We start from the raw sequence: 21,494 nt of genomic DNA on the forward strand, positions 1-21,494 counted from the left end.
GGGTCAGCGCCTCCTCGACGCCGGGCGGCTCGCGCCTGCGAGCACGGACATGGGCTCGGCGGCCGCAACCCCAACCCGGCGTACACCATCAGTGGATCACTCGCCACCATTCGGCGCAAATGGTGCATACTGGGTTATATTCTGTACGGGCTTTCCTTGGACGCGCCGCCCGTGGGCGAGTTCCGGTCGCGCACGCCATGCGTCCTGAACCCCGGGAGCACGCCGAGAAAGGCCGCGTCCAGTTGACCGGCACGCACCTGCTCGACGAGCCGTTCGCTGGATCCTGCCCGCAGGCTGATCCGCACCTGGGGGTAGCTCAGGCGGTGGTCCCGCAGCACGGCGGGGAGGTCGACGGCCGTCACGGTGGGGATCGATCCGACGGTCAGCCGCACCCGGCGGCTGGTCCGCTCGAAGAGCCAAGCACCCAGTTCCTTCTCCAGGTGGGCCACTTGGTGGCTGAGCGCGGACTGCGCGACGTGGCACCGTTCGGCGGCGCGGGTGAAGCTCGCGGACTCCGCCACGGCGAGGACGTAACGCATCTGCAACATGTGTTGGACCGATGGATGCCCGCTGGGCGATGCTGAAGCCGACGGAAAGCCGCGGCAGTCGAGAACCGGCTGCACCGCCGTACCGCCGTACCGTCACATCGCCCCTCGCCACCCCAGGAGAACTCCCATGCGCGTGATCGCTTTCGACCACCTCGTCCTCAACACCGCCGATGTCGAGCGCTCGCTCGCCTTCTACACCGGCCCGTTGGGCCTCGCACCGGTGCGCGTGGAGGAATGGCGGGCGGGCAAGGTCCCCTTCCCGTCCGTGCGGGTGAGCCCCACCACGATCATCGACCTCGTCGAGGCGCCCTCCGGCTGGCCGGAGGGCACCAACGTCGACCACATCTGCCTGGTCGTCGAGCCGCTCGACTGGCAGGAGGCCATCGACTCCGGTGTGTTCACGGTCCTCGACGGCCCCGGTGAGCGCTTCGGCGCGCGGGGCACCGCGATCTCCCTCTACGTGCGGGACCCGGACGGCAACACCGTGGAACTGCGCTGGTACCCGGAGGCGTCCTGACCCGGCGCTGACGAGCGCCCCGACGAGAATTCCGGGCCCTGCTCAACCAAGCTGCGTCTGTCAGCGGTCCTGATAGGCGGTACCGCTCTGTGCAGACAGTGAGGAGTAGGGAATGACGTTACGGACGATATCCAGAGCCGCCGTTGTGGGTGTGGCGGCGGCAGCGGTGGCGGCGGCCGCCCTTGCGGTCCCCGCTCAGGCGAAGCCGGACACCACCTCCGCGGCGGCCGGGCACCGGGCGACGCAACGGGCCATGGACGCGGCCGTCAAGTCGGGCACGCCGGGTGTCACGGCCGCGGCCAGGGACGCCAAGGGCGTCTGGAAGTCGGCGTCGGGGGTGGGCAACCTCAAGACGGGTGAGCCGCGCGGCAAGGACGACAGGTTCCGTGTCGGCAGCATCACCAAGACGTTCGTGTCGACCGTTCTGCTCCAGATGGAGGACGAGGGCAGACTCAGCCTCGACGACACCGTGGAGCGCCATCTGCCGGGCCTGGTACGGGGCAACGGCAACGACGGCCGCAAGATCACCGTACGGCGGCTGCTCAACCACACCAGCGGCCTGTTCGACTACCTGGCCGACAAGAAGTACTCGGCCACGTACATGGAAGGCGACGGCTACCTCAAGCACCGCTACGACACCCTGCCGCCGCGCAAGCACATCAAGGTGGCGCTCTCCCACAAGCCGCTGTTCGAGCCCGGCGACAACCACTCGTACTCCAACACCAATTACGTTCTCGCCGGACTGATCGTCGAGAAGATCGGGGGCAGGACGTACGAGGCGGAGGTGCGCGACCGCATCATCAAGCCGCTGGGCCTGAAGGCCACTTCCCAGCCCGGCAACAGCATCCGTCTGCCGCAGCCGAGCAGCCGCGGCTACGCCAAGCTGTTCCGCACGCAGCCGGACAGGATCGATGACATCACCGAGATGAACGGCTCGCAGGGCTGGGCCGACGGTGACATCATCTCCAGCGCCCATGACCTGAACCGGTTCTACAGCGCGCTGCTGCGCGGGAAGCTGCTTTCGCCCAAGCAGCTCAAGGCGATGAAGACCACCGTCACCAGCCCTGAATCGCCGAACAGGTTCTACGGGCTCGGCCTGCAGCGGTTCAGGACGAGCTGCGGTACGACGGTGTGGGGGCACGGCGGCGGGATGGTGGGGTGGCTCTCCCTGGCCACCAGCACCGCGGACGGCCGCCACCAGTTCTCCTTCAACTACAACGGGGACTGGGACGGCGGTTCGATGATGACCGTCATGAACGCCGAGTACTGCGGCTCGTCTTCATAGGCTTCCCAGGCGCGGGCCCCGTTCACCCGGTCCGCCACCGGTGGTCGGGCAGGAAGCGCACGTCGTACCGGTCGGGGACGGTCGCGAATTTGGCGGGGTCGGGGACGACCGGCTCGGTGGGCAGGCCGAGCGGCTCGGCAGGGGCGCCCAGGGTTTCGAAGAAGCGCTCGAAGGTCCCGCCGGGTCCCGCCGCCACACCGACGACCTGGCTGTGGTGGCGCTCCATGCGGTAGGCGTGCGGACAGTTCTTGGGTACGAAGCCGAAGTCGCCGGGGGTGAGCAGCTTCTCCTGCTGGTCGCCCCCGGTGTCCTCGACGAACAGGCGGACCGCGCCGTGCGTGACGTAGAAGACCTCGTGGGTGTCGGGGTGCAGATGGGCCGGTATGACGTCGCCCTTGGGGCCTTCGACGGTGAAGAAGTTGAAGGTGTTCTCGGTCTGCTCGCCGCCCGCGTAGATGGTGATCAGGTCGCCGAAGAGGTGGGCGCGGTCGCCCTCGCCCTTCTCGATGAAGTACGGCTTGCCCGGGTCGGCGGGGATGCGTGAGGCCCGCCGGTAGCGGGTGGCGTATTCGATGGTCATGGCGTGTTCCTCCCTGGACCGGCCTATTTAATGTCAGGGAGCCTGACATGAGAGGGTGGTGACAGGCAAGCCGATCGTGAGGAATACATGCAGTCCACCCGCCGCAACCTCCCCCAGTTGCTCGGCGCCGCCCGGAACTGGTTCGACGAAGGACTCCTCGCGGCCCTGGCGGAAGCCGGAGCCGCACCCGTGTCCCCCACGCAGGTCCAGCTCTTCGCCGTCCTGGACGACCGGGGCACCACGGTGTCCGAGCTGGCGCGGCGCATGGGCGTCACCCGGCAGACCGCGCACCAAGCCGTGCACGGCCTCATCACCGCCGGTTTACTGGAACAGGTCCCGGACCCCGCCTCCGCACGCCGGCGGCTGATCCGGCGTACCCGGGAGGGGCGGCGCGCCCACCGCCAGGCCGTCCTCGTACTGGAGCGGCTGGAGGAACAGCTCGCCGAGCGGATCGGTCAGGAGGCCGCGGACGCCCTGCGGACGGCCCTTGAGGCGCCCTGGGGTGCGCCGCCCTCCCCGGATCGGGGGTGAGGGGGTGGCCGCAGCCGTACGCGCACCACGGCCCGGCGTGAGTCCGGTCAGAGGTCGATGACCAGTTCCGGCGTGAGCGCGCGCGACACACACGCGTACATACGGCCCTTGGGGGCGCCGATGTCGTCCCGGTGTTCCGGGCCGCCGGAGAGCACGGTGAGTTCACAACTGCCGCAGACACCCTCGCGGCAGCCCCCGGGTACCGGGAGTCCGGCGCGGTTCAGGGCGTCCAGGAGGGACTGGTCGGCGGGGACCGGGACGGTTCGTCCCGAGCGTGCGCACACCGCGTCGAACGGCGTGTTCTCGGGGAAGACCCGGGCGGCCGGGCGGAAGCGCTCCGTGTGCAGTTGCCCGGCGGGAAAGGCGGCCTGCGCGGCGGCGATCATCGGGGCGGGGCCGCAGCAGTAGACCAGGGTGCCCGGCGCCAGGTCGGAGGCCAGTGCGGTCAGGTCCGGTCTGCCGTCCTCGCGGGTGGCGACGAGCCGCACCCGGCCGCCGTGGCGCGAGCGCAGCTCCTCGGCGAACGGCATGGCCGAGGCCGACCGGCCCACGTAGACCAGGCCGGCGGGGATGTCCGCCGCGACGGCCGCGGACAGCATGGGCAGCAGCGGAGTGATGCCGATCCCGCCCGCCAGAAAGAGGTACCGCGGTGCGGGCAGCAGCGGAAAGTGGTTGCGGGGCAGCGACACCTGGAGGGCGCGGCCGGGGCGGAGGTAGTGGTGGATGTACTCCGAGCCGCCCCGGCTGAGCGGGTCGTGGCGCACCGCGACACGGTAGTGCTCCTCGTCGGCGGGGTCGCCGCACAGCGAGTACGAGCGGGTGAGCCAGTTCGGCAGGGACAGGTCGACGTGGGCGCCCGGTTCCCAGGGGGCCAGGGGGCCGGTGGTGCCGCGCAGGAGGAGCGAGACGACGCCTTCGGCGGCGTGTTCGGTGCGGTCGATCACGGTGTGCTGCATGGCTGAGTCACCCGGCCCGCTCAGTAGAGGGTGTGGTAGGCCTCTTCGAGGCCTGCGTCGATGACCTCGGGGTCGATGGTCAGGTTGTGCTGGGCGATGGTCATCTCACCGACCGAGGGCATCTCGTCGGCCAGTGCCTGGCTCGCGGGGTCCCATAGACGAGAGCGGACCAGCGCGCGACCGCAGTGGAAGTAGGCCTCCGCCACCTCGATGACCAGCGCCAGTTCGGGCTCTCGGCCCTCGGTGTGCATGCGCGCGAGGACGTCGGGTTCGTCGGTGGCGTACGCGCTGCCGTTGACGCGCAGCGTCTCGCGCAGGCCGGGGATGAGGAAGCACATCCCGACGCCGTCGTTCTCCGCCAGGTTGCGGAAGGAGTCCGCGAGTTTGTTGCCGGGCCGGTCGGGCATGGCGAGCGTGTGCTCGTCGAGCACCTTCACGAAGCCCGGGTAGTCGCCGCGGGGCGAGCAGTCGGCGCGGCCCGCGGCGTCCGCCGTCGCCAGCGTGAGGAAGGGAGAGTGGGCGATGAAGCGGCGGAAGTGCTCGTCGATACGGTCGAGGATCTTGGCCTCGACCAAGGCGTCGGGCGTGCCGAGCCGCTCACGGACTTCGGCCGGTGAAACCCGCCGGGGGCGGACACGAGCATGCGTCACAGGGGCTCCTCGGTTCCGTAAGGGGTAGCGGTCCGACCGCGTGACGGCGCCTGTCGGCACTGCTTTCCCGCAGGTCGTGGCACTATTGTGAGCAATTACTCGCATCTTGCGCTACTCGCTTTCGCAGCGCTTCCAGGAGGTGTCATGGCAGCGGACCCGCAGTCCCTCCGAGCACGTAAACAGCCGCGACAGGCGCGGGCCGAACTCACCCGGCAGCGCATCCTCACCGCGGCTGCTCACGTTTTCGCCGAACACGGGTACGCCGCGGGGACCACGAACCGCATCGCGGAGCGGGCGCGGATCTCGATCGGATCGCTGTACCAGTACTACCCGAACAAGGACGCGATCCTTCTTGAGCTGGTGACGCGGCACCTCGACGCTGGAGCGGTCTTGCTCAAGGAGCGTCAGGACGGCGACCAGCCCGAAGCCCTCGAAGCGATAGTGCGCGCCTTCGTGCGCGTTGTGATCGACAACCACCTCGATGACCCGAAGCTCCTCCAGGTCATGGCGGAGCAGGCACCACGCGCCCCCGAACTGCTGGAGAGGATGGCCAGGACCGAGCGCGAACAGGTCGATTTCACAAGGGACTTGCTCGCACGGCATCCGGAGGTCCACGTCACCGACATCGACACCGCCGCCCGTCTCGTCGTGTCCACGGAGCAACTCGTCCACCAGCTCCTCGCCGCGCCGCGCTCCGTCGACGCCCGCCGCCTCGAGGACGAACTCGTCGCCATGCTCACGCGCTATCTGACGGCCGCGCCCGTACCGGACTGACAACTGAAGGGTCGGTCCGGCAGGGGCCGAGGCGGTCCGGGGCAGCAGGCAGGGGACGCGGAGGCCAGCGGGCGCGGAGGTCAGGGGCGCGGGGTGATCTCCTTCGGGCCGTAGAGGGCCGTGGCATGTCCGCCGGACAGGGCCCAGTAGCGGTCGCCGAAGGACCAGTGCCACCACTCCGTCGGATAGTTCACCAGACCCGCGGCCGTCAGTACGGAGCCGAGCAGCTTCCGGTGCGCGCGGGCCTCCTCGCTGATGCCGGGGGCGTCGGTGTAGCAGGCGCCCGCGCTCTCCTCCGGGTCCGCGTTCATCGGTGTGCCGAGGTCCAGCTCGCGCCCGTCGGCGTCGGCCAGGGTGAGGTCGACGGCTGCGCCGGTGCTGTGCGGGGCGATGTCGGCGATACGCGAAGGCATCCGCCGGGTCCTGCTGACGTGTGTCGACCAGCAACGAGCCGCCGCTGCGGACGTCCACGAGGGCTTCGCCGCACTCCACGACGGGTATCGCGGCGACTTCGGGGTCCGACATCAAGACGATCTGATTCATGACGCGATCATCCCGCACACCTCCACGCGGGTGCGGCGCGCGGCGTGCGTTCACCGGCTTTCCCGCCGTTCCCGCCGGTCCTGCCGCAGACTCATGACGAGATCGCGCGGCAGGCCATGGGTGTCGTGGAGGTAGTGGAAGTCCTCGTCGTACAGCGGCCCTTGGAAGCGGGGCCGGGCGAGCACCTGCCGACCACGCTCCAGTAGCCGACTGAAACGCCGCTCCTCCTCGACCAGCAGCCGACGCACATCACCGGGACCCATGTCCTGCCGGAAGTGGTCCAGAGTGTGCAGGACCAACTCCTCGGGCAGGTCGCCGAGTTCACGCGACGGGTCGTCACGCCACAGTACGGTGAGGACGCGTCGTACCAGGCGGCGCAGTACGTATCCCCGTCCGGTGTTGGCCGGGCGCACCCCGTCGCCGAGAATCACGACGGCCGAACGCAGGTGGTCCTGCACCAGGCGCAGCGACTGCTCGTCCAGTGGCCACAGGGCCGGTACGAGGCGGCGCCAGGGCTCGAAGACGTCGCACTCGTACACGGACGACTTGCCCTGGAGCAGGGAGGTGAGGCGCTCCAGGCCGAGCCCGGTGTCGATGTTGCGCTGCGGCAGCGGCACGAGGGAGCCGTCGTCGAGTCGGCGGTGGCGCATCATCACGTGGTTCCACACCTCCACCCAGCGGTCGTCGCGGGTGGGCGTCGACCGAGGCGGTGTGTCCCCGCTCCACAGGAAGATCTCCGAGTCGGGGCCGCACGGGCCGACCGGCCCGTTGTCCCACCAGTTGTCGCCCTCGGTGAGCTCGACGGGCACCCCGAGGTCCTGCCACACCCGCAGGGAGGCGTCATCGGGACACGTCCGGTCGTCACCGCCGTGAACGGTGGCGTGCAACAGCCCCGGATCCACTCCGAGCCCTTCGGTGAGCAGCCGGTACCCCCAGTCGAGACTCTGCGGGCCCTCGTAGTCCCCCAGCGACCAGGTGCCGAGCATCTCGAACACCGTCAGGTGGGTGTCGTCACCGACCTCGTCCAGGTCGGTGGTGCGCAGACAGCGCTGCACATTGACGAGGCGCCTGCCCAGGGGATGCGGGCGCCCCTCCAGATACGGCGTGAGCGGATGCATGCCGGAGGTGGTGAACAGGACCGGGTCGCCCGGCGGCGGCAGCAGGGTCGAGCCGGTGATCCGGCGATGTCCCCGCTCCTCGAAATACTCGACGAACGTGCGGACGATCTGTTCCGTGTGCATGAGGGTGGCTCCTTTGCGTCACAGCGAGGGAGGCACCGGACAACGGAACCGCGCCGGCCATCACACCGGGCGCAAGGACAGGAACGCCACGGAACCACCGACGGGCCGTTTCCGGTCGCCGGTGGGAAGGGGAAGGTCAGACGGCGGCAACCGGCGAGCTGGTCGCTCGCGCGGTCGCGATGAGGCTTGGGCCGGTGACGTTCATGGGGTGACTGTAACGGGCCCTGCCGTACGAGGCACGTGAATTATCCGTCGGGGAGGCCAGGACCCGAGCGGTCTTGTCCTGTCTCGTACGGAGCGCTCTTGTGTCGTACGGAGCGCACGGGGGATCACCAGCGGAGGGCCGTGAAGTCGATGGGCTGGGGGCGTAACAGGCGGGTGCGCTCCGACAGGGCGCGTAGGCGGTGGGACATCTCGTCGGCGGGGAGGTGGCGGCGGTCGCCGTGGCCCGGCAGGACCCATTCGAAGCGCAGCCGGTCGGCCGTCCTGGCCAGGGAGGTGGCCAGTTCCTCGATGGAGTACCAGGTCACGGTCTCGGCGACTTCGAGGTCGGCGGTGGTGCGGGACCAGTAGAAGCTGTCGCCGCTGAAGCAGTACCGGTCGTCCGCGAGGTAGAGCACACTGCCCTGGGTGTGGCCGGGCAGCGGGTGGGCGGTGACTCCCTCGCCGATCTCCAGGGGGTCGAGACCCCGGATGACCTGGTCGGCGTCCGGTGCCGCGTCCAGGTCGCCCTCGTGGATCCACAGTCGGGCGCCGAAGTGGTCCGCGTAGCGGCGGCCGTGTGCGGCGTGGTCGCGGTGGGTGAGCAGCACATCGGTGACGCGCCCCGATGCCTCGTACCGTGCGGCGAGGGCACGGCTCCAGCGCGGTGTGTCGATCATCATGACCGTGCCGGAGGGCCGCAGCAGCAGATAGGCGTTGGCTCCCGCGGTGTGCTGTGAGTTGTGCCCGCACATCAGCACGCCGTCGTCCAAGGGCATCGGGAAGGGGTCGTGTCCCGGGTCCGGCCGCCCGGTCGTCGGCCTGATCGAGCGTGTGGGGCAGGCGAAGACTGCCGCGTGTAAGCGCTGTGTCTCCTCCTCGTCGCGCGGCGGGCGCAGGATCCGGGACTTTCCCCGGGACTCGACGATCAGCTCGGGGGCGAACTGCCGGGCGACATCGCAGTTGGTGCAGCGGTCGTCCACGTACCAGCCGTCCATGGCGGGGCTCCTTCCAGGAGGGGCGACCCCCGTCCGGGGCCGCCCCTCCAGGGAATCCCATCCGCTGCCGGAAGCGGTAGGCCCACCCGTTCTTGTACTTCCGGCTCCATGCCGCTCTCGTCATCCGCGGGACGTGGACCCTTTTGTGGTGCTATGGGTGGCGGGGCCCTCTCCTGGCGACGGTTCCCTCCCGACGCCCGTACGGCGACCCTCCCGACGCCCGTACGGCGACCCTCACGACGTGGCGGCGAACTCACGACTCGGCGAACTCATGACTCGGCGAACTCACGACGTGGAGAGCCCAAGACTTCGCGAGCTCACGACTTCGCGAGCTGCTGCGGGTCGACGGTGTCGTTCGCCGACGGCTTCTCCGGCCGTACGTCCTTGCCGTAGTCGCCGAAGGTGGCGGTGCTGGGGCGCTTCCCGCCCTCTGTCGTGGTGCGCAGGATGTACGGCTCGCCCTCGGTGGCCACGTACAGCGTCTGTGTCTCGCCGGACGACGCCTTCTTCGTCAGCTTGATGGCCTCCTGGCCGCTCACCGTCGTCGTGCCGCCCTTCTTCATGCCCTTGCGCGCGGACTTGTCCTCGTCCATCGACGCCACCAGGCCCTGTTTGTCGCACAGCCCCTTGGTGACGGCGTCGTCGGCGGGCATCTTCGCCCACTTGTCCCGCAACTTCGGAATCGCCTTCGCGGCGCCCGGCTGCCCCTTGAGCGAGGACTTCCAGTACTGCTCGTCGCCGCGCAGATAGAACGTGTCACCGATGTGCCGTACGTCGGCCCGTGAGCCCTGGATCTGAATGGTGCCGTCGCAGTTCTTCTGCTTGTCGACGGAGAGATCGAGGGTGAGGGACTTGCCGTCGGGCTGCCGCGTATCACCCTTGATGTGCATGGACTTGGCCTTCTTCGTGGCCGCCACGGCCTTGCCGGCGATCTGGTCGGCGCTCTCCCCGGAGAAGGGCTTCTTCGAGCCGTCCGAGTCGTTCCCGTCGTCTCCGCAACCTGCCAGGAGCGCACCCGAGACACCGACAACGGTCATCGCGGCCAGCAGTTTGTTTCCACGCAAGGCGAACATCTCCCTCCCCTGGAACGCACCCTCGCGTTCCGAACGGTGACGACCTCGAAGTGGGCCGCTGTTTGTGCCGGTTACCCGCGAATCGGCGTTCTGCACAAAGCATGTGACGTGCGATCAGGTCAGGGATGGGTGACGCCGACCGCCGCTCCGCTCGACGCCGCGTCGATGAACTCCCTCTACGGCGACGGCGGCGGCGACGGCGGGGGAGCCCGTATCGGTGGAATGACCGATGTGCGCGGAGTGGGGCCGCGGCCATAGTCCTCTGGAGATCGTTCGCGGGCCTCCTAGGGCCTGGCAGACGGGAAATGTCAGACAGGCCCTAAGGGCGCCCGGCTTGTGAGAGGACCTTGTGTGAACACGTATGCGGATCTGGTGTTTGTCGGTGGGCGAGTGGTCACGGTCGACGCGCAGTTCTCCGTCGCCTCGGCCCTGGCGGTGACCGGCGGGGTCGTCGGAGCCGTCGGCGGGCGGCAGGACGTCGCACCGTTCATCGGCCCCGACACCCGCGTCGTCGACCTGCGAGGGGCGACGCTGCTTCCCGGTATCAACGACTCCCATCTGCACGGGTGTGCCTTCGGCATGTCGACGCCGCCCCTCTCCCTCGACCTGGGCCATCCCGCCGTCTCCTCCCTCGCGGACGTGGCCGACGCCGTACGGGAGGCCGTCGGGCGGGTGCCCGGCGGGCAGTGGATCACGGGGCACGGCTGGGACACCGGATACCTCGACGAGTGCGTCGCCGACCCCGCGCGGCTGCCCTCCCGGCACGACCTCGACGCCGTGAGCCCGGACCACCCCGTCGTCCTGTACTCCTTCTCCGGGCACGCCACCTGGGTCAACTCCAAGGCACTGGAGCTCATCGGAATCGACCGGCACACGGTCGCGCCGCCCGGCGGGGCCATCGTCGCGGACGGAGCAGGGGAGCCGACCGGACTGCTCCATGAAGGGGCCCAGGCCCTGATCCAGAACGCGCTGCCGCCGCTCAGCCGGCAGGAGCGGACCGACGCGATCCGCGCGAACCTCGCCACGCTCGCCCGGCTCGGCGTGACCAGCTACACCGAGCCCGGTCTCGGCCCCGGCGGTGACGGCATTATGCGGGGCGCGCTCGGCGCGGAGACCCTCGACGTCTACCGTCAGCTCCTTGCCGACGGCGAACTGACCGCCCGCCTCGGCGTCCTGCTCCTGCCCACCGGCATGGCGAGCACCGCCGAGGAGTTCGCCCGCACTCTCGCCGCGCTCAGTGTTCCCAGCGAGTCCAGCGAGTCCAGCGAGTCCAGCGAGTCCAGCGGGTCCAGTGAGTCCAGCGAGTTCGGTGAGGCTGGTGCATCCGGTGCATCCGGTGCATCCGGTGCATCCGGTGCATCCGGTGCATCCGGTGCATCCGGTGCATCCGGTGCATCCGGTGCATCCGGTGGATCTAGTGGATCCGGTGGATCTGTAGGACCCGGCGGCGCCGACCCGCGCCGCCTCGCGATCCTCGGGGTCAAGATCTTCGCCGACGGCATCGTCCCCAACAAGACGTCCTGGATGCACGAGCCGTACTCCGGCGGCGGCTGCGGCTCCCTGTGCGTCGGCGGCGAGACCGACGCCGAGCGGGTCGCCGAGATCGACGCCATGGTCCGGCACGCCCACGCCACCGGGTACCAGTTGGGCGTCCACGTCACCGGCGACCGGGCCTGCGACACCGTCGCGGACGCCTTCGCCGCGGCCCTGGCGGAGCAGCCGCGGCCCGACGCCCGCCACTACATCATCCACGGCGACTTCCTCACCGCGCACAGCATGAAGGTGCTGGCCGCGCACGGCCTCGGCGTCAACATGAACCCCACCATCAAGTGGACCGTCGCCGACATGGAGGAGGAGTTCGTGGGCGCCGAGCGGGCCGCGTACGCGTGGCCCTACCGGGACGCCGTCGACGCCGGTGTGCGCGTCGCCAGCGGGTCCGACGCGCCCGTCACGTACCCGGACTGGCGCCAGGGCGTCGCCACCATGGTGCTGCGCGAGTCGAAGGCCGCAGGCCGGGTCAGCGGCCCCGAGCAGCGCATCGGCCTCGCCGAGGCGATCCGTACGTACACCATCGACGCGGCCTGGCAGGACTTCGCCGACGACTGGAAGGGCTCCTTGGAGCCGGGCAAGGTCGCCGACCTCTGTGTGCTCGACGGTGACCTGCTCGCCGCCGACCCCCACGACATCCCGGAGATGCCCGTCGTCCTCACCGTCGTGGACGGGCAGATCGTGCACGACACCCTGCGCGATTGACGTACTCCGATCGCATGATCATCCTTGGGGGATGGCGGCGGAGCGGAGCACGGCGGACATCCTGGACGCGGCTGTCCACGTCCGTGAGGCCGCCAGAAGCGCCACGACCGGAGCGACCGGCCTCGATCCGGTCCTGACGGCCCTGGCGGACGTGATGGAGTACGACCACGCCTCCCTGGCCCGGTGGGATCCGCGGCGCCGGCGCCACACCACCCTGGCCGGGAGCTATCCCGACGAGGCCACGGCCTACATCGAGACCCGCCTCCACCACGACCCGGTGTTCCCCGTGCTCCGCAGCCCGGCCAGGGGCGGACTCTGGCTCGGGGACGTCCCCCCGCACCTCCTGGCGGCATCCCCTGGCTTCCAGGACGTGTTGTCGCCCCTCGGCATCGAGGACGGCGTGGCGCAGTGCCTGTTCGCCGCCGACGGCCGGTACGTCGGCATGCTGAACGTCAGCACGCGCACGCCGCGGCGCGCGCCCGACCCGGCACGCGCCGTGGTCGCCCTGCTCACCGAGGCCCTCACCGTGGCCCTGGCCGCGGCCGTCGGTCTCCGAGCAAGCCCGCCGTCCGCGGCGACCGCCGCGGACGACGCCGCCGAGGACCCGCGGCGGCCCGGCGGGCTCTCGCCACGGGAGCTCCAAGTTCTTGCCGAACTGACCGCGGGGCGGACCAACCGGGAGATCGCCGAGCGGCTGTACATCACACCGCGCACCGTGGGCACCCACATCGAGCACATCCTCGCCAAGCTCGACCTCCCCAACCGCGCGGCCGCCGCCGCCCGGGCCGCCGCCTGGGGGATCGGGCCCCGCTGACGCGAGCGGCAGGCAATGGCGCGCAGGCTGCCCGCGCCGAGTGGCCCGGTCGGCTGAATGACGTGGTCGGCTACGCCCAGGGTGCGGCGATGTCGGCGTTCTTCGCCCGCATGTCCTTGCTGTCGAGCAGTTTCCTGCACACGGCCTTGCCGAGGCCGGGCGCGCGCATCAGGCGCCTCAGTCCCGCGCGCACGATCAGCTCCTTGCGGTCCTGCGGGGTGAACATCCGCCGCCCGGTGGCCAGGGCGCTGTCCTGCTGGGTACGGATGAACGGTCTCATCCGCGCCTCCCAGGCCCGCAGCGCACCGGGCACATCGCCGGGGTGGCGCTGAAGCGTGGTGCCGAGGAGTTCCCCGCCGGCGAGCCCGCTGGAGACCCCCATGCCCGAGTACAGGGTCATGCACCAGGCGGCGTCGCCGATCAGGACGACGCGGCCGCGGCTCCAGTTGGGCATCCGCACCTGTTGCACCGAGTCGAACAGGGCGTCGGGGGCCTCCTGGTAGCGGGTCAGCAGGCCTTCGAGCAGCGGCCCTGTCGGCTCGGGGCCGAACGCGGCGCGGAGGGACTCGATGGGCGGGCGGCCGAACTCGGCCTCGATGTCCCGGGTGCGGTAGGAGAACAGCAGGCTCGGCGCCCGGTCGGCGAAGGGAAAGGCCCACACCGAACGCCCCGGCTCGGCCAGTATCAGGCCGTCGGACAGTCCGAATCCGTCGACCGGCCGGTCCAGGAGCGTGACGGCGATCATGTAGTCCATCGGATACAGATATCGCCGGGAGTCGAAGGCCAGCTCACGGACTGTGGAGCGCATGCCGTCTGCGCCCACGACCAGGTCGAAGCGCTCGTCCACGGTGGTGCCGGTCGCCGTGTCGCGCAGCGACACCAGCGCCCCGGAATCGTCCTGGACGATACGGGTGGGCACGGTGGAGTAGCGGATCTCCACGTCGTCGGGCAGCGCAGCGAACAGTCCCTGTTCCACATCGCCGCGCAACATCGGGCGGGGGCCGTTGTCGAAGGACCCCAAATTCACCCTCGGGCGACGACTGCCGCCCCGGTCGACGTCGTACAGAGCGATCTGCGGACCGCCACGGTCGCCGATCCGCTCCAGCACACCGAGGCGCCGCGCCGAGGCGACACCCGAACCGAACAGCACGATGTAGTAGCCGCCCGAGCGCCTGGCGGGCGCCCGCTCGACCACGACCGGCTCCCATCCGACCTGCCGCAGCCGCACCGCCGCGGCCATGCCCGAGATGCCGAGGCCGACGACCAGTGCCCGGCCTCCCTTGCGTACATGAGACATGGCAGTGCCCCTTCTCCGGTCTGCGGGTAGGTCTCTCTTGGCTGTGGACGGTTCTTCTCCGGACTGCGGGCCGGTCACTTCGGCCCGGACAGCCAGGCGATGGTGGCGGTGCGGGAGCCGTACCTCGCTCCCGAGGTCGCGCCTTCCTTGACGACGACAGCGGGACGACCGGCGAGATACTGCCGCCGCGCGCTGTCGTCACGCCGGGAGAGCTGGATCACGCCGTCCTGACGGCCGAGGGTGAGCCCGGTCCCGAAGTACCCCATGGAGTACGGCTTGAGCTTGCGGCCCCGGATCGTCCGGGCCAGCGTGTCAGCCGCGTGCGCCCCCTGCGGACCCGCCGTCTGGCAGGCCGCGCGGGAGCCAGGGACGGCGGCGCAGTCGCCGACGGCGAAGATCCGGGGATCGCTCACGCTGCGCAGATACGGGTCGACGACGGCGCGGCCGCGGTCGTCGACCTCAAGGCCGCTTCGCGCGGCCAGATCGGGAACGGTGCCGAGGACGGCCCACAGGGTCAGATCGGAACTCAACTCACCGTTCGGGTGGTCCGTCGAGTCATCCGCCAAGCCGTCCGTCGGGTCATCGTTCGTGACGCCGTGGGCGGCGCCGTCCGGGTGTGCCCGTAGTCGCACCTTGTCGGCGCCGTTCTCGCCCTGGCCGCACAGCACTTCGGTGACGACGGCGCCCTCAAGGACCGACACCTTCAACCGGTCCAGGCCGGCCCGTACGCGACGACGCGCGCCGTCGGAGAAGGTGGCCGCGAGCCGGTGCCCCACGAGCCGCACCCGCAGATCGGGACGCCCATCGGCCACCTCGGCGGCGGTCTCGATGCCGGTCGCACCGCTACCGATGACCGTCACCGCGGCGCCCGGAGGAAGACTCGCCAGCGTGGCCCTGGCGCTCTCCGCACCCTCCCACGTGCCCACCGGGACCGTGCCGGGCAGGGGCGAGACCGTGCTGCCCACGGCCAGCACCAGATAGTCGAAGTCCACTGACTCGCCGGTCTCCAGGGCCACGCCGCCGTCGCCGATCTTCCCCACGGCGGCGAGCCGTGCCCGGACGCCGCCACGCAGCATCTCCGTGAGCGGGGTCGCGACCTTTCCGGTGCCGACGACGTGCTGATGGAGCCGCACCCGTTCGACGAAGTCCGGGCGCGGATTGACCACGGTGATCTCCGCCTCCGGCACCTTCTTCGCCAGCCGGTTCGCCGCCAGGGTCCCGGCGTACCCGGCACCTGCCACGACAATCTTCATGGTGACCTCCTGAATCGCGTGGGGCGGTCCCCGCCGCGGGGAGCCGCGCCCGGTAGTGGGTGGTGTGGAGGTGTTCATGAAGTACGACGACGTGGCCCCTGGATATGTGAGGCGCGTCTGGATGCGTGAGGCGCCTCTGGACATGTGAGGCGCGTGCGGGTTTCAGAAGGCCCGCCCTGATCCCTCCCGGCCCGCGACCGGCGCGCTGTCGAGGCGGCGCGTGCGGTAGCTGTCGGCGTCGAGGGTGATGACCTCCGCGTGGTGGGCCAGCCGGTCCACCGTCGCGGAGGCGGTCGCGCTGTCGCCGAACACCTCGTCCCAGCGTCCCAGCGGCCGGTTGCTGGTGACGATCAGCGAGCCCCGCTCGTAACGGTGCGAGACGAGTTGGAAGAGGAGGTGGGCGACCTCGGCGTCGAAGGGCACGTAGCCGACCTCGTCCACGACGAGCACCGGGTACGCGTCGAGGCGGGCCAGCTCCTTGCGCAGCTTCCCCGCGGCCTTGGCGTCCGCCAGCCTGGCGCCCCACTCGACGGCAGTCGCGAACAGCACCTGGTGACCGGCCTGACAGGCCCGTACGCCCAGGGCGACCGCCAGATGCGTCTTGCCGGTGCCGGGTCCGCCGAGCAGCACCACGTTCGCCTTGCGGGTCGCGAAGTCGGCCTTCCCGAGGCGGGCGATCACATGCGGCTCGGGCCCGCGCAGCCGCCCCTCGTCGAACATCTCGAGGACCTTCCTTGCCGGGAACCCGGCGGCCTCGATGCGCTCCTCGGCACCGCCCCCCGGCTCCGCCGTCTCCCCGCCCTCCTCGGCCGCCGCCCCGCCGTCCCGCTGGGCGGGAACGACCACGTCCCGTGGGTCCTCCTGTACGGGGCGCGCCTTGGCCTCGTGCGCCGCCATGGGCCCGGACATGTAGGCGAGGATGGCCGCGGAGGCGATGAACGCCATGTGGATGACCGTCCCCCACTGCAGGTCGTGCCGGGGCGTGTGGTGCACGTCGACGAACATCTGGAGCAGATGCACCGACGAGATCCCCACGATGGCGGTGGCCAGCTTGACCTTCAGCACGTTGGAATTGACGTGCGACAGCCACTCGGGCTGGTCCCGGTGACCCTGTAGGCCGATCCGCGAGACGAAGGTCTCGTACCCCCCGACGATCACCATGATCAGCAGATTGGCGATCATCACCACGTCGACGAGCTTGAGTACGGCGAGCATGACGTGTGTCTCGTCCGCGTGCCCGCTGATGACGTGGTGGATGAGGTGCCACAACTCGTTGAAGAACTTGTAGACGTACACGCCCTGCGCGGCCACGAGACCGAAATACAGGGGGGCCTGAAGCCAACGGGTTGCGAAGAGGGCACACCCCAGGGTGGTCATGTTCGACGGGGACGAGACGGAGCGGGACACAAGACCTCCAACGGCCGTAAGACTCATCATTCTTGTGGTCCGCCGCCGACAATCTGAATTCGAGCCACTCGTTGGGATTAATAGAAATCCAGTCGGACAGGTCCTCCCAACTGATCGACTTCCGGCTGTACGAGGATGTACATGACCGAACACGCCTGCTCGTGACGCTGGTTGCGCCCCTCGGGGGCCACGGGTGCCCGGCGGCTCACGCCGCGGGAGCCCCCGTCTCCTTGAGCACACCGTCGCCGAAGCGACAGCCCTGCCCAGCCGAAGCGGCGACTGTACGCAGCCGACGCGGCAGCGCACTCAGCCGCCGACGCGGCAGCGCACCGGGAGGGACAGGACCCCGCGAATGATCCCCGAACCGATCCAGTCCAACGACTCCGGCGGCGCGGCCGGCTCCAGTTCGTCGACGCGGGACAGCAGGGTGCGCAGGGCGATGGTCGTCTCCAGGCGGGCGAGCGGGGCGCCGAGGCAGTAGTGGATGCCGTGGCCGAAGGCCAGATGCCGTGCGCCGGGGCGGGAGACGTCGAGGGCGGGCGGGAGGGCGCCGCCTTCCTGGGGGGCGTCGTGGCCGGCCGAACCGAGGGCCACGACGATCATGCTTCCCCGGGGGATCGGCACCCCGCCCAGTTCGAGGTCCTGCGACGCGTACCGACTGGTCGAGCGTTCGACGGAAGTGTCGTGGCGCAGGAACTCCTCGACCGCGCCGGGCATCAGCTCGGGATGTGCGCGCAACAGCCGCAACTGGTCCGGGTGTCGCAACAGGGACAGCACGGAGTTGCCCAGCAGGTTCACCGTGCTCTCGTGGCCTGCGACGACCAGCATCATGGCCGTGCCGACCAGCTCCTCCTCGGAAAGCCGACCGTCCTCGTGGTCGCGTACGGCGACCAGAGCGGACAGCAGATCGTCCTGGGGGTGGCGGCGTTTGTCCGCGAGCAGGTCGGCGAGCAGCCCGTGCAGAGAGGCCAGCGCCTGGCGGTGCTCGGGCGATGCCACCTGAAGCGCCTGCCCCGACCAGCGCCGGAAGTCCCGGTGGTGCTGCTCCGGGATGCCGAGGAGCTCGGCGATGACCGTGGCGGGCAGCGGGGCGTTGAACGCCTCGACGAGGTCGAGTTCCCCCGACGGCGGCATCGCGTCGATCAGTTCGTGGGCGATCTGCTCGATGCGCGGCGCCATGGCGGCCGTACGGCGCGGAGTGAAGGCAGCCGATGCGAGGCGGCGCAGACGGGTGTGCTCGGGCGGGTCCGCCTCCATCATCTGCGCGCCGAGCCCGACCGAGGGTTTGTTCAGTACGTAGCCCGCGGCGGCCAGGGCCTCAGCGGCGGGCGTGGAGTCCTTGAGCAGGGCGGGATGGGTCAGCGCCTCCCTCGCGAGGTCGTAGCCGACGACCACCCAGCCCTTCAGGCCGAGGTGGAACTCGGCGGGATGGATGGGGCCGAGTTCCCGGAGGCGGGCGTACCGTGCGGGCGCGTCCGCCTTGAACGCGGGGTCGAGGACCACTGTCTCGTTCCGGTACGGGCACTGCTCGTTCGGGCTCATGGAGCGCCTCCTGGGTCGGCCGTGCGGTGGTGGTCTGCCGTGCCCGGGCACTCTCGCACGGTGATCGCGCTCTCGTCAGGGTCGGCGGCCACCAGGTCCCAAGGGTTGGGCCCGGTGCCGTCGCACCAGGCCCGCAGGTCCGCACCGTCCACGCAGACTATTCCGCAGTGCCGCGCGTATTCGAGGGCGGGAGCGGTGAATTCGCTCGTGGTCACGAGGACCGCGACGTCGGCTTCGTGGACGGTGAAACATGTGCCCCCGAAGCGCTGCAGATCCTGTGAGCCGACCTTGTTGTCCTCGCCGTAACGCTTGCACTGGATGACGATGCGCCGTCCGTCGGGAGCGAACGCCAGGACATCCGCGCCCAAGTCGCAGGCGCCACCGACGACTTCCACCTCCTGGCACGCGTCGCGGACGCAGAGGTCGGCTATGGCCTGTTCGAAGGCGTCGGCGTCGAGTTCGGCGTAGTCGACCGGTGTGTCGAGGACGACGGTCGTCGCCTCCTCGGCCACGGGTGCACCGGCCACGGAGGGGTCGGGTACGAGGGTGCCGGGCACGGTGGTGCCAGGCACCGCGGCGCCGGGGGTAGGCGCGACGGGCGCAAGAGTGCCGGGCGCGGTCTGTTGCGTGTCCGCGACGGCGCTCCCGTCCCACGCGATGGTGGGCGCCGCCTGCGCCTCGCCCGCGACCGCCGTGGTGTCGAGGCTCTCGGAGGCCCGCTCGGCCGCCTCCTCCAGTACCTCGGCCGCACGACGCGCACACCTCGCCGCGGAGAAGCGGCGCCACCTGGACCGGCCCAAGCAGGTGGCCGCGACGCCCACGGTGACGAGGGAGCCGATCCACAGCGGGTTGCTCTCGGCCATGTGAGCGGCGGCGCGGACCAGGAACACCGTGCCGCACAGGGCGATCGCCACCAGAACGAAGAACAGGGCAGTCGTGCGCAGGTCGAAGCGCCGATTACGGTCCATGCGGCGAACCGGGCGCGCGGATACGGCCATGCCACTCCCCAACGGTGGACGACGAAGATCACTTGTCTCCACGTGCCCAAGATCGGCGTCACCAAAAGGGGGTTCGGCCGGAGCCGGTCGCGGATGAGGACATGGAGGGGAACGGCCGGCGTGATGCACGATGCGTGATGCGGCTCCGCGGACCAGGCCGACGTCGGCCGCCCGCCTGGCCGGTGGCCGCCTGCCTGGCCGGTGGCCGTCTGCCTGGCCGGTGGCCGTCTGCCTGGCCGGTGGCCGTCTGCCTGGCCGGTGGCCGTCTGCCCGGCCGATAACTGCCTGCCCGGCCGATGGCCGCCTGCCCGGCAGACGGCCGCCCGGCCGGCCGATGGCCGCCCGCCCGGCAGACCGCCATCGCCGAGCCACTGCCGGGACGAAGCCTCAGACGACCATGACCCGGCGCCCGCGCGTATGACCGGCCTGGCTGTCGACGTGTGCCTCCGCGGCCTCGGCCAGCGGGTACGACTTCTCGACCGGGATGTGGAGCTCACCCCGTGAGATGAGGTCCGCGGCCTCGGCCAGCGCATCCGGCACGCTCCCGGCCACGCCGGAGAACCGCACACCGAGATCCGGTGCGCCGAGATCGGCGATGGAGAGCACCTTCCGAGGGTCTCCGGTCAGCTCGACGAGCTCGCGGATCACGCCCGATCCCGCGAGGTCGAGAGCCGCGTCGACGCCGCCGAGGCGCCGCACCCGCTCGACCCAACCCTCGCCGTACGTTGTGGCGAGGGCGCCGAGGCTGCGCAGATAGTCCTGGTTCGCGGCCCCGGCCGTACCGATGACCCTGATGCCGCCTACCCGAGCGATCTGCAGCACCGCGGAGCCGACTCCGCCGGACGCACCGCTGACCAGCAGTGTCTGCCCCGGCTGTACGCCGACCTCGCGGATGACGCGCAACGCGGTCTCCACCACCGACGGATACCCGGCGGCCTCTTCGAACGTCAGGCCCTCGGGCATACGGGCCCAGGCGGACAGGACGGCGAACTCGGCGTAGGTGCTCGCGCCTTCGCCGAACACGTGGTCGCCGACCTTGACATCGTCGACGCCCTCGCCGACCTCGTCCACCACTCCGGAGGCGTCGAGTCCGACTCCGGCGGGCAATTCGGTCGGATGAGCGGACAGGACCTGACCTTCACGGACCCGCCAGTCGACGGGGTTCACCCCCGCCGCCCGCACGGCGATACGTATCTGACCTGGGCCCGCGTGGGGCTCCTCGGTGTCGATGAGTTGCAGGACGTCCGGGCCGCCGAACTCGGCGAAGCTCACTTTCTTCATGCGGCGGACCGTAGCACTAACGGTTAGCGTTTAACAACGGTTGTGACTTCGTGTTTGGTAGCGTCACGGCATGACCAACCCGCCGGGGCGCCGTGAGCGCAAGAAGGCCGCGACTCGTCAGAAGATCGCTGACACCGCTCTGCGTCTCTTCCTGGAACGCGGGTACGACGCGGTGGGCATCCGTGACGTGGCCAATGAGGCCGACGTGGCTGTGACCACGGTCTTCTCCCACTTCGCCTCGAAAGAGGCCCTGGTGTTCGAGCAGGACGAGGACTTCGAGCAACGCCTCACGGAGGCGGTCTCCAGCCGTACGCCGGACGAGCCGCTCCTGCCTGCGCTGCGCCGCGAGATCCATGTCCTGGTGCGACATTGCACGGGGGATGCCGCCGCCCCGATCTGGCGCATGATCGAGGGGACACCCGCCCTGCGGGAGTACGACGACTCGATGCGGCTGCGCCACGCGGAGTCGCTGGCGACGGCCATCGCCGCCGACCCCGGCCTTTCGCCGACTGCGACTGCTTCCCGGGCAATCGCGAGATTCGTGCTCGATGCCTACTCGGTCGCTCGTGAGGCGGCCGATCCGGAGGCCGCGGTGGACGAGGTCTTCCGGATGATCGAGGCCGCCTGGGGGGCCGCCTGCACTCCTCAAGGCGAGCGAAAAGCAGACGGCTGCGTTTCGGCCTAAAAGCGCCTCCACTTTTCAGCCGTGAAGCACGGTGGGGAGCGCGGAATTACTCAAGCTTGCTCGATAA

20 protein-coding genes and 2 pseudogenes are annotated in these 21,494 nt (G+C 70.2%); 8 read left to right on the forward strand and 14 right to left on the reverse strand.

The features are described from left to right. Positions 1-191: 191 nt before the first annotated feature. Positions 192-548, reverse strand: a pseudogene (locus tag IG78_RS0113980) (LysR family transcriptional regulator); the annotation flags it as partial. 127 nt (positions 549-675) lie between these two features. Between IG78_RS0113980 and IG78_RS0113985 the strand changes: the two are divergent. Continuing rightward, positions 676-1,065, forward strand: a complete 390-nt coding sequence (locus IG78_RS0113985) for a VOC family protein (RefSeq protein ID WP_030562817.1) — start codon at positions 676-678, stop codon at positions 1,063-1,065. Positions 1,066-1,177: 112 nt separating this feature from the next. After that, positions 1,178-2,350, forward strand: a complete 1,173-nt coding sequence (locus tag IG78_RS0113990) for a serine hydrolase domain-containing protein (RefSeq protein ID WP_030562819.1) — start codon at positions 1,178-1,180, stop codon at positions 2,348-2,350. Positions 2,351-2,372: 22 nt separating this feature from the next. On the opposite strand, the gene IG78_RS0113995 is transcribed toward IG78_RS0113990, so the two are convergent. Further along, entirely contained in the window at positions 2,373-2,930 is a 558-nt protein-coding gene (locus IG78_RS0113995) for a quercetin 2,3-dioxygenase (RefSeq protein WP_030562822.1), read from the reverse strand. Between the two features lie 87 nt (positions 2,931-3,017). Here IG78_RS0113995 and IG78_RS0114000 point away from each other — a divergent pair, with 87 nt between their 5' ends. Further along, positions 3,018-3,461, forward strand: a complete 444-nt coding sequence (locus IG78_RS0114000; protein WP_030562824.1) for a MarR family winged helix-turn-helix transcriptional regulator — start codon at positions 3,018-3,020, stop codon at positions 3,459-3,461. Between the two features lie 47 nt (positions 3,462-3,508). Here IG78_RS0114000 and IG78_RS0114005 read toward each other — a convergent pair whose 3' ends face one another. Next, positions 3,509-4,417, reverse strand: coding sequence for a PDR/VanB family oxidoreductase (locus IG78_RS0114005; RefSeq protein WP_030562826.1), 909 nt, complete (start codon positions 4,415-4,417; stop codon positions 3,509-3,511). A 20-nt stretch (positions 4,418-4,437) separates the two neighbouring features. Then, positions 4,438-5,067 carry an MSMEG_1061 family FMN-dependent PPOX-type flavoprotein gene (locus tag IG78_RS0114010; protein ID WP_030562828.1) on the reverse strand — a complete coding sequence of 210 codons (630 nt, stop codon included), beginning with the start codon at positions 5,065-5,067 and terminating at the stop codon, positions 4,438-4,440. Positions 5,068-5,211: 144 nt separating this feature from the next. Here IG78_RS0114010 and IG78_RS0114015 point away from each other — a divergent pair, with 144 nt between their 5' ends. After that, positions 5,212-5,841, forward strand: coding sequence for a TetR/AcrR family transcriptional regulator (locus tag IG78_RS0114015; RefSeq protein ID WP_030562830.1), 630 nt, complete (start codon positions 5,212-5,214; stop codon positions 5,839-5,841). Positions 5,842-5,921: 80 nt separating this feature from the next. Here IG78_RS0114015 and IG78_RS42085 read toward each other — a convergent pair. From IG78_RS42085 to IG78_RS0114035, 4 genes and pseudogenes are all read right to left on the reverse strand, one after another. Then, positions 5,922-6,384 (reverse strand): annotated as a pseudogene (locus IG78_RS42085) (M15 family metallopeptidase). A 50-nt stretch (positions 6,385-6,434) separates the two neighbouring features. Further along, positions 6,435-7,625: an alanine--tRNA ligase-related protein gene (locus IG78_RS0114025; RefSeq protein ID WP_030562832.1), complete on the reverse strand. Its 1,191-nt coding sequence runs from the start codon at positions 7,623-7,625 to the stop codon at positions 6,435-6,437. Positions 7,626-7,954: 329 nt separating this feature from the next. After that, positions 7,955-8,824: an MBL fold metallo-hydrolase gene (locus IG78_RS0114030; RefSeq protein WP_030562835.1), complete on the reverse strand. Its 870-nt coding sequence runs from the start codon at positions 8,822-8,824 to the stop codon at positions 7,955-7,957. A 317-nt stretch (positions 8,825-9,141) separates the two neighbouring features. Beyond that, on the reverse strand, positions 9,142-9,888 hold the full coding sequence (locus IG78_RS0114035) for a hypothetical protein (RefSeq protein WP_051852634.1): 747 nt from the start codon (positions 9,886-9,888) through the stop codon (positions 9,142-9,144). Positions 9,889-10,026: 138 nt separating this feature from the next. Between IG78_RS0114035 and IG78_RS52155 the strand changes: the two genes are divergently transcribed. The 3 genes from IG78_RS52155 to IG78_RS0114045 all read left to right on the forward strand — a co-directional run bounded on the left by IG78_RS52155 (position 10,027) and on the right by IG78_RS0114045 (position 12,964). Next, a complete protein-coding gene (locus IG78_RS52155) occupies positions 10,027-10,155 on the forward strand; it encodes a hypothetical protein (RefSeq protein WP_263972719.1) in 129 nt (42 codons plus the stop codon). A 93-nt stretch (positions 10,156-10,248) separates the two neighbouring features. Next, complete coding sequence (locus IG78_RS45705) at positions 10,249-12,150, forward strand: amidohydrolase (protein ID WP_030562839.1); 1,902 nt, start codon at positions 10,249-10,251, stop codon at positions 12,148-12,150. A 31-nt stretch (positions 12,151-12,181) separates the two neighbouring features. Next, positions 12,182-12,964, forward strand: coding sequence for a helix-turn-helix transcriptional regulator (locus tag IG78_RS0114045; protein ID WP_030562841.1), 783 nt, complete (start codon positions 12,182-12,184; stop codon positions 12,962-12,964). Between the two features lie 70 nt (positions 12,965-13,034). Here IG78_RS0114045 and IG78_RS0114050 read toward each other — a convergent pair whose 3' ends face one another. The 6 genes from IG78_RS0114050 to IG78_RS0114080 form a co-directional block, all read right to left on the reverse strand. Then, the gene (locus IG78_RS0114050; protein WP_030562843.1) at positions 13,035-14,261 is read right to left on the reverse strand and encodes an FAD-dependent monooxygenase; all 1,227 of its coding nucleotides are present in this window, start codon (positions 14,259-14,261) and stop codon (positions 13,035-13,037) included. A 74-nt stretch (positions 14,262-14,335) separates the two neighbouring features. Next, on the reverse strand, positions 14,336-15,514 hold the full coding sequence (locus IG78_RS0114055) for an NAD(P)/FAD-dependent oxidoreductase (protein ID WP_030562844.1): 1,179 nt from the start codon (positions 15,512-15,514) through the stop codon (positions 14,336-14,338). A 162-nt stretch (positions 15,515-15,676) separates the two neighbouring features. Beyond that, positions 15,677-16,891 carry an IS21-like element helper ATPase IstB gene (gene istB, locus IG78_RS0114065; protein ID WP_107054902.1) on the reverse strand — a complete coding sequence of 405 codons (1,215 nt, stop codon included), beginning with the start codon at positions 16,889-16,891 and terminating at the stop codon, positions 15,677-15,679. Between the two features lie 336 nt (positions 16,892-17,227). Beyond that, positions 17,228-18,463, reverse strand: a complete 1,236-nt coding sequence (locus IG78_RS0114070; RefSeq protein ID WP_030562848.1) for a cytochrome P450 family protein — start codon at positions 18,461-18,463, stop codon at positions 17,228-17,230. Then, on the reverse strand, positions 18,460-19,431 hold the full coding sequence (locus IG78_RS45710; protein WP_078965167.1) for a restriction endonuclease: 972 nt from the start codon (positions 19,429-19,431) through the stop codon (positions 18,460-18,462). The genes IG78_RS0114070 and IG78_RS45710 overlap by 4 nt, the downstream gene beginning before the upstream one ends. Before the next feature lie 417 nt (positions 19,432-19,848). After that, complete coding sequence (locus IG78_RS0114080) at positions 19,849-20,742, reverse strand: NADP-dependent oxidoreductase (protein WP_030562852.1); 894 nt, start codon at positions 20,740-20,742, stop codon at positions 19,849-19,851. A gap of 70 nt (positions 20,743-20,812) precedes the next feature. Here IG78_RS0114080 and IG78_RS0114085 point away from each other — a divergent pair, with 70 nt between their 5' ends. Next, complete coding sequence (locus tag IG78_RS0114085; protein WP_051852620.1) at positions 20,813-21,427, forward strand: TetR/AcrR family transcriptional regulator; 615 nt, start codon at positions 20,813-20,815, stop codon at positions 21,425-21,427. Positions 21,428-21,494: the final 67 nt, after the last annotated feature.

Origin of the sequence: Streptomyces aureocirculatus, from assembly GCF_000720475.1 — a bacterium.
Taxonomy (GTDB): Bacteria; Actinomycetota; Actinomycetes; order Streptomycetales; family Streptomycetaceae; genus Streptomyces; species Streptomyces aureocirculatus.

Excerpts from the sequence above, each read along its gene's own strand:
- IG78_RS0114070 (WP_030562848.1), bottom strand. The coding sequence starts at position 18,463 with ATGAGCCCGAACGAGCAGTGCCCGTACCGGAACGAGACAGTGGTCCTC.
- IG78_RS0114085 (WP_051852620.1), top strand. The coding sequence starts at position 20,813 with ATGACCAACCCGCCGGGGCGCCGTGAGCGCAAGAAGGCCGCGACTCGT.
- IG78_RS0113995 (WP_030562822.1), bottom strand. The coding sequence starts at position 2,930 with ATGACCATCGAATACGCCACCCGCTACCGGCGGGCCTCACGCATCCCC.
- IG78_RS45710 (WP_078965167.1), bottom strand. The coding sequence starts at position 19,431 with ATGGACCGTAATCGGCGCTTCGACCTGCGCACGACTGCCCTGTTCTTC.
- IG78_RS0114000 (WP_030562824.1), top strand. The coding sequence starts at position 3,018 with ATGCAGTCCACCCGCCGCAACCTCCCCCAGTTGCTCGGCGCCGCCCGG.
- IG78_RS0114045 (WP_030562841.1), top strand. The coding sequence starts at position 12,182 with ATGGCGGCGGAGCGGAGCACGGCGGACATCCTGGACGCGGCTGTCCAC.
- IG78_RS0114030 (WP_030562835.1), bottom strand. The coding sequence starts at position 8,824 with ATGGACGGCTGGTACGTGGACGACCGCTGCACCAACTGCGATGTCGCC.
- istB (WP_107054902.1), bottom strand. The coding sequence starts at position 16,891 with ATGACCACCCTGGGGTGTGCCCTCTTCGCAACCCGTTGGCTTCAGGCC.
- IG78_RS0113990 (WP_030562819.1), top strand. The coding sequence starts at position 1,178 with ATGACGTTACGGACGATATCCAGAGCCGCCGTTGTGGGTGTGGCGGCG.
- IG78_RS0114015 (WP_030562830.1), top strand. The coding sequence starts at position 5,212 with ATGGCAGCGGACCCGCAGTCCCTCCGAGCACGTAAACAGCCGCGACAG.
- IG78_RS0114080 (WP_030562852.1), bottom strand. The coding sequence starts at position 20,742 with ATGAAGAAAGTGAGCTTCGCCGAGTTCGGCGGCCCGGACGTCCTGCAA.
- IG78_RS0114005 (WP_030562826.1), bottom strand. The coding sequence starts at position 4,417 with ATGCAGCACACCGTGATCGACCGCACCGAACACGCCGCCGAAGGCGTC.
- IG78_RS0114025 (WP_030562832.1), bottom strand. The coding sequence starts at position 7,625 with ATGCACACGGAACAGATCGTCCGCACGTTCGTCGAGTATTTCGAGGAG.
- IG78_RS0114050 (WP_030562843.1), bottom strand. The coding sequence starts at position 14,261 with ATGTCTCATGTACGCAAGGGAGGCCGGGCACTGGTCGTCGGCCTCGGC.
- IG78_RS0114055 (WP_030562844.1), bottom strand. The coding sequence starts at position 15,514 with ATGAAGATTGTCGTGGCAGGTGCCGGGTACGCCGGGACCCTGGCGGCG.
- IG78_RS0113985 (WP_030562817.1), top strand. The coding sequence starts at position 676 with ATGCGCGTGATCGCTTTCGACCACCTCGTCCTCAACACCGCCGATGTC.